Genomic DNA, 17,463 nt, shown 5'->3' with positions numbered 1-17,463 from the left:
GCCGCGCGACGTGCAGGATTACTTCGCGTTCGCGAATGCGATTGCCGTATCCAGCATGCGGTTCGAGAAACCCCACTCGTTGTCGTACCAGCTCGACACCTTGACGAGGCGGCCCGAAACCTTGGTCAGCGTCGCGTCGAACGTCGACGAAGCCGGGTTGTGGTTGAAGTCGATCGACACCAGCGGTGCGTCGTTGTAGCCGAGGATGCCCTTCAGCGCGCCTTCCGATGCTTCCTTCATGATCGCGTTGACTTCCTCGACCGTCGTGTCGCGCTTCGCGATGAACGACAGGTCGACGATCGACACGTTGATCGTCGGGACGCGGATCGCGTAGCCGTCGAGCTTGCCGTTCAGTTCCGGCAGCACGAGGCCGACGGCGGACGCCGCGCCCGTCTTCGTCGGGATCTGGCTGTGCGTGGCCGAACGCGCGCGGCGCAGGTCTTCGTGATAGACGTCCGTCAGAACCTGGTCGTTGGTGTATGCGTGGATCGTCGTCATCAGGCCGGTTTCGAGGCCGATCTTGTCGTTCAGCGGCTTGACGAGCGGCGCGAGGCAGTTCGTCGTGCACGATGCGTTCGAGATGACGGTGTGCTCGGCCTTCAGTACGTCGTGGTTCACGCCGTAGACGATCGTCGCGTCGACGTCCTTGCCGCCCGGCGCCGAGATGATCACCTTCTTCGCGCCGCCCTTCAGGTGCGCGCTCGCCTTTTCCTTCGTCGTGAAGAAGCCCGTGCACTCCATCACGACGTCGACGCCCAGCTCGCCCCACGGCAGTTCAGCCGGGTTGCGGTTGGCCAGCACGCGGATCTTGTCGCCGTTCACGACGAGGTAGTCGCCGTCGACCGACACTTCGCCCGGGAACTTGCCGTGCGCGGTGTCGTACTGGGTCAGGTGCGCGTTGGTCTTCGCATCGCCCAGGTCGTTGATCGCGACGATCTCGAGATCGTGCTTCTTGCCGTTTTCATAAAACGCGCGCAGCGTATTGCGGCCGATACGGCCGTAGCCGTTGATTGCGACGCGAATCGTCATGGTCTATCTCCTGATGGCTGAAAAAATTCGTTTCGTGCAGCTTCACGGTGCGACGCGCGCGGGGCGGCGCGCGTCGCGAATGCTTTTAGGCCAGCACGGCCTTCGCGGTCTCGACGACGCGCTCGACGGTGAAGCCGAAGTACTTGAACAGCACGCCGGCCGGGGCCGATTCGCCGAACGTGTCGATCCCGACGACGCCGCCTTCGAGGCCGACGTACTTGTGCCAGAACGCGGTCACGCCCGCCTCGATCGCGACGCGGCGCACGCCGTGCGGCAGCACGCGTTCGCGGTATTCGGCGTCCTGGCGGTCGAACACGTTGGTCGACGGCATCGACACGACACGGGCCGCGATGCCCTGCTGCGCGAGCGGCTCGACGGCCTTCATCGCGAGCTCGACTTCCGAGCCCGTCGCGATCAGGATGATCTTGCGCGCGACGATCTCTTCGTCCCAGTCCTTCAGCACGTAGCCGCCCTTCTCGATGTTCGCGATCTGCGCGTCGGTGCGCGGGTTGAACGCAAGGTTCTGGCGGCTGAAGATCAGGCTCGACGGACGGTCGGCGGCAACCGCGTGGGTCCATGCGACGGCCGTCTCGACCGTGTCGGCCGGGCGCCATACGTCGTGGTTCGGGATCAGGCGCAGGCTCGACACGTGCTCGATCGACTGGTGCGTCGGGCCGTCTTCGCCGAGGCCGATCGAATCGTGCGTGAACACGAAGATCGACGGGACCTTCATCAGCGACGCGACGCGCAGCGCGTTGCGGCTGTAGTCGGAGAACGTCAGGAACGTGCCGCCGAACGGCTTGTGGCCGCCGTGCAGCGCGAGGCCGTTGATCGCGGCGCTCATGCCGAATTCGCGCACGCCGTAGTTGATGTGGTTGCCGAGCAGCACGCCGGCGCCTTCCGGATTCGCGCGCACGGCCTTCGATGCCTTCCAGTTCGTCAGGTTCGAGCCGGTCAGGTCGGCCGAGCCGCCGAGCAGTTCGGGCAGTGCGGCGGCCAGGCCTTCGATCGCCTGCTGCGATGCCTTGCGGGTCGCGACCGTCTCGGCACGCTCGTTCGCGCCGGCGATGATCGCCGCGGCCTTCTCGGCCCAGTCGGCCGGCAGCTTGTTGGCCATCCGGCGTTCGAATTCAGCGGCTTCCGCCGGGAACTTCGCGCGATATTGCGCGAACGACGCGTCCCATTCGGCTTGCGCACGCTTGCCGGCTTCCTTCGCATCCCAGGCCGCATAGACTTCCTGCGGGATCACGAACGGTTCCCACTTCCAGCCGAGCGCTTCGCGCGTCTTCGCGATTTCTTCGGCGCCGAGCGCCGCGCCGTGCACGTCGTGGCCGCCGGCCTTGGTCGCCGCGCCCTTGCCGATCACCGTCTTGCAGCAGATCAGCGTCGGCTTGTCCGACAGCTTCGCCTTCGCGATCGCCGCGTCGACCGCGTCGACGTCGTGGCCGTTCACGTTCGGGATCACGTTCCAGCCATATGCCTCGAAACGCTTCGGCGTATCGTCGTGGAACCAGTTGACGACGTCGCCGTCGATCGAGATGCCGTTGTCGTCGTACAGCGCGATCAGCTTGTTCAGCTTCAGCGTGCCCGCGAGCGAGCAGGCTTCGTGCGAGATGCCTTCCATCAGGCAGCCGTCGCCGAGGAACACGTACGTGTGGTGATCGACGATCTTCGCGCCGTCACGGTTGAACTCGTCGGCCATCAACGCTTCGCCGAGCGCCATGCCGACCGCGTTCGCGAGACCCTGGCCGAGCGGGCCGGTGGTCGTCTCGACGCCCGGCGTGATGCCGTATTCCGGGTGGCCCGGCGTCTTGGAGTGCAGTTGGCGGAAGTTCTTCAGCTCTTCGATCGGCAGGTCGTAGCCGGTCAGGTGCAGCAGCGAGTACAGCAGCATCGAGCCATGGCCGTTCGACAGCACGAAGCGGTCGCGGTCTGCCCAGTGCGGGTTCGCCGGGTTGTGCTTCAGATGGCGCGACCAGAGCGCAACGCCGATTTCGGCCATGCCCATCGGCATGCCGGGGTGGCCGGAGTTCGCTTGCTGGACGGCGTCCATCGCGAGCGCACGGATCGCGTTGGCCATCAGGGTGGTGGAGGCGGGAGACGAAGTCGTCATGTCGAGTCCGGAGAACGAGTCGAGGAAACGGGGGCACGGCGGCATCCGGAAGCTCGAGCGTCAATCGTTCCCGGCGCGCGGTGCGGCGCCTGACGGACGCGAAGCGGACGGAGCCTACGGACGGGGCTGCAAAGCTCGTCATTTTAACAGATGGGCCGACATTTCCCCTGTCGGCACGCGGTGTTCCGGCACGCTTTTCCGCGCAACCGCGCGCCTCCTATAATTCAGGCGTCGGAACTGCCCGCCTCGCGCGGCCCGCCCGTGAACACGACCCTTCTCTTCCATCCCACGCCCGACGCCGCGTACGGCTTCCTGAACGCACGCCGGCTCGCGCACGTCGCGTCGCCGCACCAGCACATCGAAGTCTGGGAAACCCCGCAGCTCGGCCGCCTGTTCACGCTGGACGGACGGCCGATGACGTCGGTCGGCGACGAATACGTGTACCACGAGTGCATGACGCACCCGGCCGCGCTCGCCCATCCGTGCCCGAGGAAGGCGCTCGTGCTCGGCGGCGGCGACGGCGGCGCGGCGCGCCAGCTGCTCAAGCACGCATGCATCGAGCGGATCGTCGTCGCCGAACTCGACGACGAGGTGATCGGCATGGCGCGCCGCTATCTCGACGACGTCCATCAAGGCGCGCTCGACGATCCGCGCGTCGAAGTCGTGATCGGCGACGCCGCGCATTTCGTCACGTCGACCGTCGAGCATTTCGATCTCGTCGTGTTCGACCTCACGCCGCCCGATTCGCCGGCCGCCGGCCTCTATACGCGCGAGTTCTACGCGCGGCTCAAGCGGATCCTCACGCCGCGCGGCGCGATCTCGATGCACCTGGGCTCGCCGCTGTTCCACGTGGCGCGCATCGCCGCGCTGCTGGACGACCTGCGCGCGAGCTTCGCGTTCGTCGATCCGCTGTCGGCGCACGTGCCGCTGTATGGCTCGCAATGGCTGATGGCGATCGCGAGCGACACGCTGGATGCGGCCGCGCTGTTCGCGCACGACATCGACGAGCGTCTCGCCGCGCGCCGCGTGCAGGGCTTGCGCTACTACGATGCGCGACTCCATGCGGCCCTCTTTGCCCTGCCGCGCGCGCTGCGCGATACACTGGGCGTTCGCCGCTGAGCGTGCGGGCGGACGCATCTTTGCGCGGATCGCCCGCGCGCGCTCCCGCGCCTGCCTCGCGATGCGCATGCCCGCGACGATGCGCTCGACCCGCCGGCGTATTCGCGGGACCGCACCGGGCGCCCGCGCGCCAATACCCGTTGGACTGCAAAGCATGGGACAGGAGTAACCGCTCAAGCGCCAACACCGTTCGACAGGAGATTTTCATGACCGATCCACGTCCGGCCAACGTGCCTTGGTTGACGCCTTACCTGGCCGTGCGCAATGCGCAGGCGGCCATCGAGTTCTTCAAGGCCGCATTCGGCTTCGAGTTGCGCGACGTCCTCGACGAAGACGGCGCAATCATGCACGTCGAGATGACCTACCGCGGGCAACTGATCGTGATGTTCGCGCCCGAACGCGCATTCGGCTCGCCCGCGCTCACGCCGAAGAGTGCGGGCGCGACCGCGCCGCAGTCGTTCTACCTGTATGTCGACGATGTCGACGCGACCTGGCAGCGCGCGCTCGACGCCGGCGCGAAGTCGCTGACCGCGCCGCAAGACCAGTTCTGGGGCGACCGCTTCGCGCAGATCGAGGATCTCGACGGCTACCGCTGGGCGCTCGCGCGCCGCCTGGCCGCATGAACGGAGCCGCGATACGCATGAGTGAAGCCACCACCACCGCGGCCGTGCCGCGCTTTTTCGTCGAAGCGGCGCTGCGCACCGACGCGACGCTCGCGTTGCCGGCCGACGTCGCGCGTCACGCGCAGGTGCTGCGGCTGCAGCCCGGCGACGCCCTGGCGCTGTTCGACGGCAGCGGCGGCCAGTACCGCGCGCGGCTCGTCGAGATCGACAAGCGCAGCGCGCTCGCGCAGATCGACGCGTTCGACCCGGCCGAGGCCGAGCCGCCCTATCGCGTGACGCTCGCGCAGGGCATCGCCGGCGGCGACAAGATGGACTGGGTGATCGAGAAGGCCGTCGAGCTGGGCGTCGCGGCGGTCGTGCCGCTGTCGACCGCGCGCGGCGTCGTGAAACTGTCCGGCGAACGCGCGGACAAGCGCGTCGCGCACTGGCGCGGCGTCGTGCGCGCGTCGTGCGAACAATGCGGGCGCAATCGCGTGCCCGACGTCGCGCCGGTACGCAGCTTCGGCGCCTGGCTCGACACGCTGCCGGCCGCGCCGGCCGATGGCGAGCTGCGGCTGCTGCTGTCGCCGCGCGCGAGCATCCCGTTCGCATCGCTGCCCGACGCGCCGCCCGCGGCGGCCGTCACGCTGCTGATCGGCCCCGAAGGCGGGCTGTCGCCGGACGAGGAAAACGCGGCACGCGCACACAGGTTCACCGCGTTGTCGCTCGGTCCGCGCGTGCTGCGCACCGAAACGGCCGGCGCGGCCGTGCTCGCGGCGCTGGCCGCGCGCTGGGGCGGCTGGTGACGAACCCGACGTGCCGCGGCACGCGGCGCCCCGGCTCGCGGGGACGCCACGTGAATGCGGCACGCTTCGCCCATTGCAACCGGCTGCACGCACGGACGCAAAAAAGCCCGCGCAAGGCGGGCCTTTTGCCGGACTGACCGCTCTCTGGCGGCCGGTGGATTCGCGCTTTACGCGAACGAATAGAACACGCGGAACGCGACCTTGCGCTCGGCCCAGAATTCGGCGGCTTCGCGGAACACGTCGAGCAGCGTCTCGCGCCCTTCCTTGTCGAATTTCTGCGCGATCGGCAGCCCTTCGAGCACGATCACGAAACCCGGCTGCGCGCCGGCCTTCGCGACGAGGTCGGTCAGGCAATCGTACAGCGCATCGTAGTTCTTCCCGAAATGCTTCGGAAACAGGAACGACGTCGCGATCGTCTCCATCACTTCCTGCTTCGACTGCGCGGCGCCGCAATATGCGTACAGGAAATGCTGGCCGAGCCGGCCGGCTTCGTCGGCAAGATCCTGCACGCGGAACGCGCGGATCGACTGCACGAGATTGGGTCGCACGGTCGTGAAAAGGCTCATAGGCTCCTCGTTCGATGAAAGCCCGGGCTCGGCTTCCTGTTGCTCAGGCGCGCCGCCGGCCTGTGCCGCCGCGTGGAGTTGCATCACACGCTGAAACAGATTGCCGTCGCCGGCCGCGAACAGTTCCGCCGCCGCCGTATCGTGCGCGTAGATGGAGTCGCTCATGCCGTTCATCCCGAAGTCATTCAACAATACGTTTAAAACTGTTGTAGTGGTCGTCCGTGTAATAACAGTTGTCGATCCGGCGCAATGGCCCGCCACAGACGATCCGGCGCGCGCCGCGATTGCGTGCACGCGGCGTCGGCACCGTGTACTCGTGGTAGTAGCCGCGCTTCGCCTTCGGCAGGATCCGCTCGCGGTTGCCGAAGACGACGCCGTCTTTCTCATACGGATAGGGGCCACCGGCGCCGATCAGGCCAAGCGTGGTCACGGCCTCGCGCGGCAGACGGGCGGTCGGGATCGTATCGACCCCGCCGACGGCCATGTCGGCCGAAACGGCCTGCCGTGCGTAAGCGGCGGAAACCAGACTGCCCGTCGGTGTACCGACGATACCCATCGCGAACATCGCGAAGACGGACGCCAGCGCGCCGTTGCGGAGCCACTTGCGTGCCATGAACCAGGGTTCCCGCTGTTAAATCAAGTAGTTGACGACCAACCAAAGGCGTTAGCGTAGCGCTATTGTCCGCGCGAATCAATGTTCGTTTGGGAATCGAAAGGCTGGCTTCGCCCCGAAGCGCGCATTTTTTACCGAAAAAAGACTACATTTAGCTTACATGAGATAAAATATCGACGGCATCTCTCGTGTGGCAAGACCCTGCCTCCTTGCCACGCTCGCTGCCCTAGGTGGAGAGATGCTGCTGTTGCTTACGGGAAGCGCGTTTGCGCCCTGCCCGACGGCGTGCCCATTGCGGGCACGCCTCTTTTTGCTTTTGTTTACAATTTCGCCCGCCGCGCGGCGCCGGTTTCGGCCGTTGCCGCGCGGTTCCCGCCTGCTCAGCGTGCGGCGTTCACGTCGGCGACTAGCAGCGCCGCCATGTTGACGATGCGGCGAACGGTCGCCGATTCGGTCAGCACATGCACCGGCTGGGCCGCGCCCAGCAGGATCGGTCCGATCGCGATGTTGTTGCCGGCGGCCGTCTTCAGCAGGTTGTACGCGATGTTCGCGGCATCGATGTTCGGCAGGATCAGCAGGTTCGCTTCGCCTTCCAGCGTCGACTCCGGCAGGATTTCCTTGCGCAGCGCCGCGTCGAGCGCGACGTCGCCGTGCATTTCGCCGTCGACTTTCAGCTCGGGCGCACGTTCCTGCAGGATCGCGAGCGTATCGCGCATCTTCTGCGCCGATGGCGCGTTGCTCGTGCCGAAATTCGAGTGCGACAACAGCGCGACCTTCGGCTCGATGCCGAAGCGGCGCACTTCTTCGGCGGCCATGATCGTGATCTCGGCGAGTTGCTCCGGGGTCGGATCGACGTTTACGTGCGTGTCGACCAGGAAGATCTGGCGGCCCGGCAGCACGAGGCCGTTCATCGCCGCGTAGACGCTGCAGCCCGGGCGCTTGCCGATCACCTGGTCGATGAAGTGCAGATGGCGGTGCGTGGTGCTGATCGTGCCGCAGATCATCCCGTCCGCTTCGCCCTTCTTCACCAGCATCGAGCCGATCAGCGTCGTGCGGCGGCGCATCTCGACGCGGGCCAGCTGCTCGCTGATGCCCTTGCGCGCCATCATCTTGTAATACGTTTGCCAGAAGTCGCGGTAGCGCTCGTCGTGCTCGGTGTTGACGACCCTGAAGTCGGTGCCCGGCGTGAGCCGCAGGCCGTAGCGCTGGATACGATGCTCGATCACCGACGGACGGCCGATCAGGATCGGCGTCGCGAGCTTCTCGTCGACGATGATCTGCACGGCGCGCAGCACGCGCTCTTCCTCGCCTTCCGCGAACACGACACGCTTCTTCTCGGCCGGCGCGCTGCGCGCGAGCTGGAAGATCGGCTTCATCGTCGTGCCGCTGTGGTACACGAACTGCTGGAGGTGCACGCGATACGCCTCCATGTCCTCGATCGGGCGCGTCGCGACGCCGCCGTCCATCGCGGCCTGCGCGACGGCCGGCGCGATCTTGACGATCAGGCGGGGGTCGAACGGCTTCGGAATCAGGTATTCGGGCCCGAACGACAGGTCCTGGATCCCGTATGCGGTCGCGACGATGTCGCTTTGCTCCTGCTGCGCGAGTTCGGCGATCGCATTGACGGCCGCGATCTCCATTTCACGCGTGATCGTCGTCGCGCCGACGTCGAGCGCACCGCGGAAGATGAACGGGAAGCACAGGACGTTGTTGACCTGGTTCGGATAGTCGGTGCGGCCGGTCGCGAGAATCGCGTCGGGGCGCACTTCCAGCGCCGCTTCCGGCAGGATCTCCGGCGTCGGGTTCGCGAGCGCGAGGATCAGCGGGCGCTCGGCCATGCCCTTCACCATTTCCGGCTTCAGCACGCCGGCAGCCGACAGGCCGAGGAAGATGTCCGCGCCGTCGATCACCTCGGCCAGCGTGCGGGCGCCGGTTTCGCGGGCAAAACGCTCCTTGTCCGGATCCATCAGCTCCGTGCGGCCCTTGTAGACCACGCCGGCCAGGTCGGTCACCGTGATGTTCTCGAGCGGCAGGCCGATGTCGACCAGCAGGTCCAGGCACGCGAGCGCGGCCGCGCCCGCGCCGGACGCGACGAGCTTCACCTTCTTGATGTCCTTGCCGACGACCTTCAGGCCGTTCGTGACGGCCGCGGCCACGACGATCGCGGTGCCGTGCTGGTCGTCGTGGAACACCGGAATCTTCATCCGCTTGCGCGCTTCGCGCTCGACGATGAAGCAGTCCGGCGCCTTGATGTCTTCCAGGTTGATCCCACCGAAGGTCGGCTCCAGCGCGGCGATCACGTCGACCAGCTTGTGCGGATCCGACTCGTTCAGCTCGATGTCGAACACGTCGATGCCGGCGAACTTCTTGAACAACACGGCCTTGCCTTCCATCACCGGCTTCGACGCGAGCGGGCCGATGTTGCCGAGCCCGAGCACCGCCGTGCCGTTCGTGACGACGCCGACCAGATTGCTGCGCGCCGTGAAGCGCGCGGCGTTCAGCGGGTTCTCGACGATCTCCTCGCACGCAAACGCGACGCCCGGCGAATACGCGAGCGCGAGGTCACGCTGGTTGATCATCTGCTTGGTCGGGGCAATCGCGATCTTCCCCGGCGTGGGGAACTCGTGATAGTCGAGAGCGGCTTCGCGGAGCTTGGCTTTGGAGGAGGCTTGAGTCGACATGTGTCTCTTGACGTGCGGATTAGAATAACTGTTCGACGGCATTGTAGCGCCAATCGAAGCCCGCCAGACCGGCGATTCGGGTGCAACAGCCGCGACAAAAATGTACTGAACGGTGCAGGAACGGCACCGTTCGCTGCGTACAATGCCGTTCCTTTCACCGCTTCCGGGTTCGTCCGCCGTGCCAGCCGCCTTGTCCGAGTTTTCGCTGATCGATCGCTTCTTCGCGCGCCGCGCGGCCCGGGGAGCGCGTGCGTCGACGCTCGGCATCGGTGACGATTGCGCACTGATCGCACCTCGATCCGGAAAATTGCTGGCCATTTCGACGGACATGCTGGTCGAGCGGCGCCATTTCTTCCCCGATGTCGCGCCCGACGCGCTCGGCCACAAGACGCTCGCGGTCAACCTGTCGGATCTCGCGGCGATGGGCGCCGAGCCGCGCGCGTTCACGCTCGCGTGCGCACTGCCGCGCGCGGACGCCGCGTGGCTCGAGGCATTCAGCAACGGGCTGTTCGCGCTCGCCGAGCGGTTCGACTGCGAACTGATCGGCGGCGACACGACGAGCGGGCCGCTGAACCTGTGCGTGACCGTGTTCGGCGAAGTCTCGCCGGACGCGGCACTACGGCGCGATGCCGCGCGCGACGGCGACGACGTCTGGGTGTCCGGCACGCTTGGCGACGCCCGCGCCGGGCTTGGAATCGCGCGCGGCGAATGGACCGCCGGCGCGCACGAAGCCGCCGCGTTCCGGCAGGCGCTCGAGCGTCCCGAGCCGCGCATCGCGCTCGGGCTCGCGCTCGCGGGCGTCGCGCATGCGGCGCTCGACATCTCCGACGGCCTCGCCGGCGACTTGCAGCACATCCTGACCCGCTCGAACGTGCGCGCCGAAATCGACGCGGACGCGGTGCCGCGCTCGGCCGCGCTCGCGACACTGCCGCCCGACGTGCAGCGACGCTGCACGCTCGCCGGCGGCGACGACTACGAACTGTGTTTCACCGCGCCGGCGTCGGCCCGCGCGGCGATCGACGCGGCGGGCGCGAGCGCCGGCGTCCGCGTCACGCGAGTCGGTACAATACACGCGTTGTCCTCGCCGTCCGAGCAGCCCGCGATCGCGTGGCGCGACGCCACCGGCGCCCCCCTGACTCTCACGTTGCACGGCTTCGACCACTTCCATGCAGACTGACCCGCCCGCGCAATCCGCGGCCGCGCCCGGCGCCGCCCGCAACGTGCCGCAGCGCGCCACCGCGCGCTTCATGCTGTCGCACCCGGCGCACATCGTGTCGCTCGGCTTCGGCAGCGGACTCGCGCCGTTCATGCCCGGCACATTCGGCTCGCTGTTCGGCTGGCTCACGTTCGTGGTGCTCAACCGCTACCTGACGGTGCCCGAATGGTGGGCACTGATCGCGGTCGGCTTCGCGGCGGGCACGTGGATCACCGGTTTCACCGCACGGAAGATGGGCACGTCCGATCCGGGCGCCGTCGTCTGGGACGAAATCGTCGCGATCTGGCTCGTGATGCTGTTCGTCACGCCCGCGACCTTCATCGGCCAGCTGTGGGCGTTCGTCGTGTTCCGCTTCTTCGACATGCTCAAGCCGCCGCCGATCCGCTATTTCGACCGTCGCGTGAAAGGCGGGCTCGGCATCATGATCGACGACCTGATCGCCGCGTTCATGACGCTGCTCGTGATCGCCCTCTGGCGCTCCGTCGTCGGCTGACCGATTTCCCGACTCCCGTTTCCCGACGCGCATGCCAACCGATTCCGTCGTCCATCAGCTTGCGATCCGCGCAGGCAACAAGCTGCGTGACGAGCACCTGTCGCTCGCCACCGCCGAATCCTGCACGGGCGGCATGATCGCCGCGGCGATCACCGACATCTCCGGCAGCAGCCAGTGGTTCGAGCGCGGCTTCGTCACCTACTCGAACCAGGCGAAGAGCGAGATGATCGGCGTGCCGCCGGACCTGATCGAGAAACACGGCGCCGTCAGCGAGCCGGTCGCGCGCGCGATGGCCGAAGGCGCGCTGCGCAACAGCCGCGCGCAGGTCGCGTTGTCCGTCACCGGCATCGCCGGACCGGCGGGCGGCAGCGAGAAGAAGCCGGTCGGCACCGTGTCGTTCGCCTGGAGCAACCGGCTGCACACCGACGTCGAGACGCTCGTGTTCAGGGGCGATCGCGAACAGATCCGCACGCAGGCGGCCGCGCATGCGCTGCGCGGGCTGCTGAAGCTGCTCGACGAGCGCGAAGGCTGATTGGAAGGCGCGGCGCACGGGCCGAGCGCGGCCCCTGCCCGCTTGCCGGATCGCGTCGGGCTTCCCGACGGTCCCGTTCTTGTCCGAATCGTTCGCGTGCGCCCGATGGCGAATACGCGAAGCAGGCGCGCGGCCCGCGGATGCGGGCTCGGCGAGGAAAGGCCGCCCCAGCGGGCGGCCCGTGTTTCAGCGATATTTCAGCGATGCGCGTTGATCGTGTCGCGCGTCTTCTGCGCAGCGAGCGCCGCGGCTTCGGCGAAGTCCTCGCCGCGGCTCGCGTACAGGATCGCGCGCGACGAGTTGATCATCATCCCCGTGCCGTCGGCGGTGCGGCCCGCGTTGACGGTCGCCTGCACGTCGCCGCCCTGCGCGCCGATGCCGGGAATCAGCAGCGGCATGTCGCCGACGATCCCGCGCACGATCTCGATTTCCTTCGGGAACGTCGCGCCGACCACGAGGCCGAGCTGGCCGTTCTTCGCGTTCCACTTGTTCGCCGCGAGATCGGCGACGACCTGGTACAGCGGCCGCCCGCCCGTTTCGAGGAACTGCAGGTCCGAGCCGCCCGGGTTCGACGTGCGGCACAGCACGATCACGCCCTTGCCTTCATGCTCGAAGTACGGCTCGACCGAGTCGTAGCCCATGTACGGGTTCACGGTGACCGCGTCCGCGCGATAGCGTTCGAACGCCTCGCGCGCATACTGCTCGGCCGTGCTGCCGATGTCGCCGCGCTTCGCGTCGAGGATCACGGGCAGGCCCGGATGCTGGAGGTGGATGTGCGCGATCAGGCGCTCGAGCTGATCTTCCGCGCGATGCGCGGCGAAGTATGCGATCTGCGGCTTGAACGCGCTCGCATATTGCGCGGTCGCGTCGACGATCTGCCGGCAGAACTCGAAGATCGCGTCGGGCTGGCCGTCGAACTGCACGGGAAAGCGCGACGGCTCGGGGTCGAGGCCGACGCACAGCAGCGAATTCGTGCGCTGCCACGCGGCGCGCAGCGATTCGATGAAAGTAAGCGGGGAAGACATGGCGGGTACTCGCGGCAAACCGTTGGTAGACCGCGTATTTTACCCGCGTCGCCGGCGCCCTTCGCGCGCGGCGGCGTCGATGCGCGCATCGGACCGCTCGACGGTGAACGCGAAACGCCGCGCGAGCCGCTCGCCCGGCGCGAGCAGCGTCATCCCGTGCGCGGCCGCGCCGCCCGGCAGGTTCACCGCATTGATCGGATGATCGACCGGCTCGAAGCAGAAGAAAGGCTCGCCGGGCGGCGTGTAGAGCACGTACGAGTCGGCGTCGGCCGCGATCGTCAGCAACAGCCCGCGGCGCGGCCAGCTCACCGTCGCGTGGCCGCCCCAGCCGGTAAATGCATGATTGACGAGCGTCGCCGGCAACGGATACGCGACGCCGAACTGCCAGGCCGGCGGCACGCTCACGTGCCGCACCGGCAGGAAATCCGGGCCCGACAGCCACAGGCCGCCCGCGGCCGCGGCCAGCTCGGTCGCGTCGTCGCGCACCAGGAACGGATGCAGGCCCAGCCCGAACGGCAACCGCGCGCGCCCCGTATTCTCGATCGTCAACGCGATCGACAACGTCGTGTCGTCGAGCGCGAACGACTGGATCGCGCGAAACGCATACGGCGCGCCGCTCGCGCGATCGAGCGACAGCTGCAGCGTCGTGTCGGTCGCGTCGTCCACCTGCCACGGCGCGAGCCAGCCGTCGCCATGAATCGGCAACGGCTCGTCGCCGCGGTTGCGCGGCACCACGACGCGGCGTCCGTCGAGTTCGAAGCGGCCGTTGCCGATCCGGTTCGAGTACGGCAGCAACGGATAGCACGCGAGCGCGTTCGGATCCGTCGCCGTGTCCGGATGCTCGCAGCGGCGGAACACCGGCACGAGCGCGCCGTGATCGCCGCGCCAGTCGAAGCGCGCGATGCCGCCGCCCAGGTGCGGCAGCACGTCGAGCCGCAGCGCCGCGTTCGACAGCGTGACGGCCGCCGCATGCGCGGCGCCGACGCCCTGCGCGAACGCGGCGGTCTGCGGCCCGGCACTGACCGGCTGCGCGGCGGCAGCCAGCCGCGCGCGGCGCGACTGGCTCGTGGACGACGACGATGCGCGCGAGGACGTGGCGGTCATGATGGACTCCTTTCCTTCGTCGATGAAACGATACGGGGCGCCGTGCGAGCGCGGCCCCCGGCAATCAGGCCCAGCCGCCGTCGACCACCACATCCTGCGCGGTGATCATCCGGCTGTCGTCGGCCGCGAGAAACAGCGCCATGCGCGCGAGATCCTCGGGCAGCAACTCGGCGTCGATGCACTGGCCGGCCTTGATCGACGCGCGGCCGGCGTCGTCGAGCCACAGCCTGCGTTGCTTGTCGGTCATCACCCAGCCGGGCACCAGCGAATTCACGCGGATGCCGAACGGGCCGAGATCGCGCGCGAGCCCGCGCGTGAGGCCCTGCACCGCCGCCTTCGCCATCACGTAGACGGGGTAGCCGCCGTTCTTCAGCATCCAGCTGATCGAGCCGAGATTGATGATCGCGCCGCCGCCGCGCTGCTTCATGTCGTCGATTACCGCCTGCGCCGCGAAGAACTGGTGGCGCAGGTTGACCGCGATGCCCGCGTCGAACGATTCGGGCGTCACGTCGGCGATCGCGTGGCGCGTGTCGTTCGCCGCGTTGTTCACGAGCACGGCGATCGCACCGATGCGCGCGCGGATCGCGTCGATCGCACCGCGCAGCGCGCCGATGTCGGTGAGGTCGCACGGCAGGAACAGCGGCGCGTGGCGCACGTCCGGCGCCTGCGCGAGGCTTTCCGCGAGGGCGTGGCCCGCATGCGCGTCGAGATCGACGAACGCCACGCGCGCGCCCTGCCGCGCGAAATGCTCGACGAACGACGCGCCGATGCCGGTCGCCCCGCCCGTGATCAGCACCGCGCGATCCGCGAGGCTCGGGTAGCGCGCATAACGCGCGTCGCTCGCGGCGTGCTGCGCTGGCGCGGGTGTTTCGATGGTCATGCGAATCGTCTCCGTGTATTCGGTCAGTCGCGTACGCCGCGGTTCTTCAGCTGGTCGAGCAGCACGGCCGCGAGCAGGATCGCGCCGCGCACCAGGTACTGGTAGAACGCGTCGATGTTCAGCAGGTTCATCACGTTCTCGACGGTGCCCATGATCAGCACGCCGATCACGACGCCCGAGATCGTCGCGCGGCCGCCCATCAGCGACACGCCGCCGAGCACGCACGCGGAGATCACGTTCAGCTCGAAGCCCTGCGCCGCGTTCGGCTGGCCCGACGTGATGCGCGACGCGAGGATCACGCCCGCGAGCGCCGTCACCGCGCCCTGGATCAGGAAGATGTACACGCGCGTGCGTTCGACGTTGATCCCCGCGAGGCGCGACGCCTCCGGGTTGCCGCCGATCGCGAGCGTATTGCGGCCGTACACGGTCTGGTTCAGCAACACGCCGAACACGATGAAGCACATGAGCGTGACCCAGATCGGCAGCGACACGCCGAAGAGCGACAGCCCGCCGAGCGCGATGAACGTATCCGACGACACGCCGACCGCCTGCCCCTTCGACACGATGAAGCCGAGCCCGCGCACGATTTCCATCGTCGCGAGCGTCGTGATCAGCGCGTTGATGCGCAGGTACGCGATCACCGCGCCGTTCACGAAGCCGATCGCGGCACCTGCCGCGACCGCCGCGACGATCGCGACGAACGTGTTGCCGGTCGCGTTCAGGACCATCGCGCACAACACGCCGGAGAACGCGACGGTCGAGCCGATCGACAGGTCGAAGTCGCGCGACGCCAGACAGAACATCATCGTGCACGCGACCATCCCGATCTGCGAGATCGACAGCGCGAGGCCCAGCATGTTGTCGATCGAGAAGAAGTGCTCGACCGTCAGCGACATCGTCACGAACATCACCGCGAAGATCGCGATCAGGCTGTATTCGGTGAGGTGCTGCCACCACTTCTGGCGGTCGCTCTGCTGTGGAACCAGCGCGTCGGCCGACGGCTTCACGGCTGCGCTGGCGAGGTTTTCCCTGACTTGCATGGTTGTGTCTCCTGCTCCTGCATCGCGCGGCCCGCGCCGCGCTCGATCGATTCGAAAGTCCTGCGTCGCACGCGGCGACCTCAAACTGCGTCAGCCGCCTCGACGACGCTCGTCTGCGGCAGCGCGAGGCTCAGCACCGCATGTTCGTTCGCCCGCTCGCGCGGCAGCTCGCCCGCGATGCGGCCTTCGCGCATCACGACGATGCGGTCGGACACGCCGAGCACTTCCGGCAGCTCCGACGACACCATCACGATCGCGCAGCCGCGCTCCGCGAGCCGGTAGATCACGTCGTAGATCTCGTGCTTCGCGCCGACGTCGATGCCGCGCGTCGGCTCGTCGAGGATCACGACCTTCAGGTCGGGCTCCGCGAGCCAGCGCGACAGGATCGCCTTCTGCTGGTTGCCGCCCGACAGGAAGCGGATCTTCTGCCGCCGGTTCGGCGTCTTGATCTTCAGCCGCTGGATGAAGCGGTCGGCCGTTTCGGACTCGGTCTTGCGGTCGATGAACAGCCCCGCGCGCAGCGAATGACGGCGGCAGCTGATGTTGATGTTCTCCGCGACCGACGCCATCGCGATGATCCCTTCCTCCTTGCGATCCTCCGGGCACAGCACGATGCCGTGACGGATCGCGTCGCCGGTGCGCTTCACGTCGATGCGCTTGCCGTCGAGCGTGAGCACGCCCGCGCGCCGGCGGTCCGCGCCGTACACGAGCCGCATCAGTTCGCTGCGGCCCGCACCGACCAGCCCGAAGAAGCCGACGATCTCGCCCGCGCGCACCGAGAAGCTCGCGGGCTCGCGCAATGCGGGGCCATCGACGCCTTCGGCCGAAAACCGCACGTCGCCGAGCGCACGCGGCGCGTAATGGTAGATATCCGCGATCTCGCGCCCGACCATCTCGGCGACCAGCCGCTCGCGCGGCACGTCGGCGAGCGATTCGTGCGACGCGATCTTGCGACCGTCGCGGAAGATCGTGCACGCGTCGCACAGCCGGTAGATCTCGTCCATCCGGTGCGAAATGTAGATCAGCGCGCGGCCCTGCGCGCGCAGGTCGTCGACGAGCTTGAACAGCACCTCGGTCTCGCGATGCGACAGCGAGCTCGTCGGCTCGTCGAGCGCGATCACGCGCGCGTTGCGCATCAGCGCCTTGCAGATCTCGACCATCTGCCGCTGCGCGATCGACAGCCGCCCGAGCTTCGCATCGGGATCGAGATCGACGCCCATCGCGGCGAGGCGCTCGCGCACGTGACGCTTCGCCTCGCCCTTTCTCACCCAGCCGAGCGCATTCGGCAGGCGGCCGAGCAGCAGGTTCTCCGCGACCGTCAGGTCGGGCACGTACTGCAATTCCTGGTGAATCACCGCAATGCCGGCCGCGATCGACGCGGCCGCACTCGAGAAATGCACGGGCTGGCCGTCGACCAGCACGCTGCCCGCATCGGGCTGGTATTCGCCGCCGAGAATCTTCAGCAGCGTCGACTTGCCCGCGCCGTTCTCGCCCATCAGGCCATGCACCTCGCCCGCGTGCACGTCGAACGAGATGCCGTCCAGTGCGCGCACGCCGGGAAATACCTTGCCGATATTGTCAAAACGCAGTGCCGCTGACACGTCGTCTCCCCACTAGCAGTTCCATCGATCGCCGGCCGCCGCA

16 protein-coding genes are annotated in these 17,463 nt (G+C 67.7%); 6 read left to right on the top strand and 10 right to left on the bottom strand.

Annotated elements, in window-relative coordinates:
- Positions 1-18: 18 nt before the first annotated feature.
- Together gap and tkt are read right to left on the bottom strand one after the other, a co-directional pair.
- Positions 19-1,029, bottom strand: a complete 1,011-nt coding sequence (gap, locus tag WS51_RS13540; RefSeq protein WP_006476940.1) for a type I glyceraldehyde-3-phosphate dehydrogenase — start codon at positions 1,027-1,029, stop codon at positions 19-21.
- Between the two features lie 85 nt (positions 1,030-1,114).
- Positions 1,115-3,187, bottom strand: coding sequence for a transketolase (tkt, locus tag WS51_RS13535; protein WP_059506911.1), 2,073 nt, complete (start codon positions 3,185-3,187; stop codon positions 1,115-1,117).
- A 216-nt stretch (positions 3,188-3,403) separates the two neighbouring features.
- Here tkt and speE point away from each other — a divergent pair, with 216 nt between their 5' ends.
- The 3 genes from speE (at position 3,404) to WS51_RS13520 (ending at position 5,669) form a co-directional block, all read left to right on the top strand.
- On the top strand, positions 3,404-4,261 hold the full coding sequence (gene speE / locus WS51_RS13530; protein ID WP_069229310.1) for a polyamine aminopropyltransferase: 858 nt from the start codon (positions 3,404-3,406) through the stop codon (positions 4,259-4,261).
- 206 nt (positions 4,262-4,467) lie between these two features.
- On the top strand, positions 4,468-4,884 hold the full coding sequence (locus WS51_RS13525; protein ID WP_059451952.1) for a VOC family protein: 417 nt from the start codon (positions 4,468-4,470) through the stop codon (positions 4,882-4,884).
- A 17-nt stretch (positions 4,885-4,901) separates the two neighbouring features.
- Positions 4,902-5,669: a 16S rRNA (uracil(1498)-N(3))-methyltransferase gene (locus WS51_RS13520; RefSeq protein WP_069229309.1), complete on the top strand. Its 768-nt coding sequence runs from the start codon at positions 4,902-4,904 to the stop codon at positions 5,667-5,669.
- A gap of 167 nt (positions 5,670-5,836) precedes the next feature.
- On the opposite strand, the gene WS51_RS13515 is transcribed toward WS51_RS13520, so the two are convergent.
- The 3 genes from WS51_RS13515 to WS51_RS13505 all read right to left on the bottom strand — a co-directional run bounded on the left by WS51_RS13515 (position 5,837) and on the right by WS51_RS13505 (position 9,571).
- Complete coding sequence (locus WS51_RS13515; RefSeq protein ID WP_059452036.1) at positions 5,837-6,400, bottom strand: barstar family protein; 564 nt, start codon at positions 6,398-6,400, stop codon at positions 5,837-5,839.
- A gap of 16 nt (positions 6,401-6,416) precedes the next feature.
- Positions 6,417-6,848, bottom strand: a complete 432-nt coding sequence (locus WS51_RS13510) for a ribonuclease (RefSeq protein WP_059451950.1) — start codon at positions 6,846-6,848, stop codon at positions 6,417-6,419.
- Between the two features lie 380 nt (positions 6,849-7,228).
- Positions 7,229-9,571 carry an NADP-dependent malic enzyme gene (locus WS51_RS13505; protein WP_269466130.1) on the bottom strand — a complete coding sequence of 781 codons (2,343 nt, stop codon included), beginning with the start codon at positions 9,569-9,571 and terminating at the stop codon, positions 7,229-7,231.
- Positions 9,572-9,671: 100 nt separating this feature from the next.
- Here WS51_RS13505 and thiL point away from each other — a divergent pair, with 100 nt between their 5' ends.
- The 3 genes from thiL to WS51_RS13490 are packed head-to-tail and all read left to right on the top strand — an operon-like array spanning position 9,672 to position 11,770.
- Positions 9,672-10,706 (top strand): thiamine-phosphate kinase, encoded by a 1,035-nt coding sequence (thiL, locus tag WS51_RS13500; RefSeq protein ID WP_155773596.1) that lies wholly within the window; start codon positions 9,672-9,674, stop codon positions 10,704-10,706.
- Positions 10,696-11,238, top strand: coding sequence for a phosphatidylglycerophosphatase A family protein (locus tag WS51_RS13495; RefSeq protein WP_059451948.1), 543 nt, complete (start codon positions 10,696-10,698; stop codon positions 11,236-11,238). Before thiL ends, WS51_RS13495 begins: the two co-directional genes overlap by 11 nt.
- 31 nt (positions 11,239-11,269) lie before the next feature.
- Positions 11,270-11,770 (top strand): CinA family protein, encoded by a 501-nt coding sequence (locus tag WS51_RS13490; protein ID WP_059451947.1) that lies wholly within the window; start codon positions 11,270-11,272, stop codon positions 11,768-11,770.
- A 197-nt stretch (positions 11,771-11,967) separates the two neighbouring features.
- Here the strand turns inward: WS51_RS13490 and pyrF are convergent, their stop codons facing one another.
- The 5 genes from pyrF to araG all read right to left on the bottom strand — a co-directional run bounded on the left by pyrF (position 11,968) and on the right by araG (position 17,420).
- The gene (pyrF, locus tag WS51_RS13485; RefSeq protein ID WP_059451946.1) at positions 11,968-12,795 is read right to left on the bottom strand and encodes an orotidine-5'-phosphate decarboxylase; all 828 of its coding nucleotides are present in this window, start codon (positions 12,793-12,795) and stop codon (positions 11,968-11,970) included.
- A gap of 39 nt (positions 12,796-12,834) precedes the next feature.
- Positions 12,835-13,899: an aldose 1-epimerase gene (locus tag WS51_RS13480; protein WP_069229307.1), complete on the bottom strand. Its 1,065-nt coding sequence runs from the start codon at positions 13,897-13,899 to the stop codon at positions 12,835-12,837.
- Between the two features lie 64 nt (positions 13,900-13,963).
- Positions 13,964-14,779 carry an SDR family NAD(P)-dependent oxidoreductase gene (locus WS51_RS13475; protein ID WP_059451944.1) on the bottom strand — a complete coding sequence of 272 codons (816 nt, stop codon included), beginning with the start codon at positions 14,777-14,779 and terminating at the stop codon, positions 13,964-13,966.
- A gap of 23 nt (positions 14,780-14,802) precedes the next feature.
- Positions 14,803-15,819, bottom strand: coding sequence for an L-arabinose ABC transporter permease AraH (araH, locus tag WS51_RS13470; RefSeq protein WP_059506907.1), 1,017 nt, complete (start codon positions 15,817-15,819; stop codon positions 14,803-14,805).
- A gap of 80 nt (positions 15,820-15,899) precedes the next feature.
- The gene (araG, locus tag WS51_RS13465) at positions 15,900-17,420 is read right to left on the bottom strand and encodes an L-arabinose ABC transporter ATP-binding protein AraG (protein ID WP_059546935.1); all 1,521 of its coding nucleotides are present in this window, start codon (positions 17,418-17,420) and stop codon (positions 15,900-15,902) included.
- Positions 17,421-17,463 lie beyond the last annotated feature (43 nt).

It is taken from the genome of Burkholderia territorii, from assembly GCF_001718335.1.
In the GTDB taxonomy this organism is placed as follows: domain Bacteria; phylum Pseudomonadota; class Gammaproteobacteria; order Burkholderiales; family Burkholderiaceae; genus Burkholderia; species Burkholderia territorii.
Note: the sequence above shows the minus strand (reverse complement) of the source record. Positions and strands in the feature narration are given on the sequence as shown.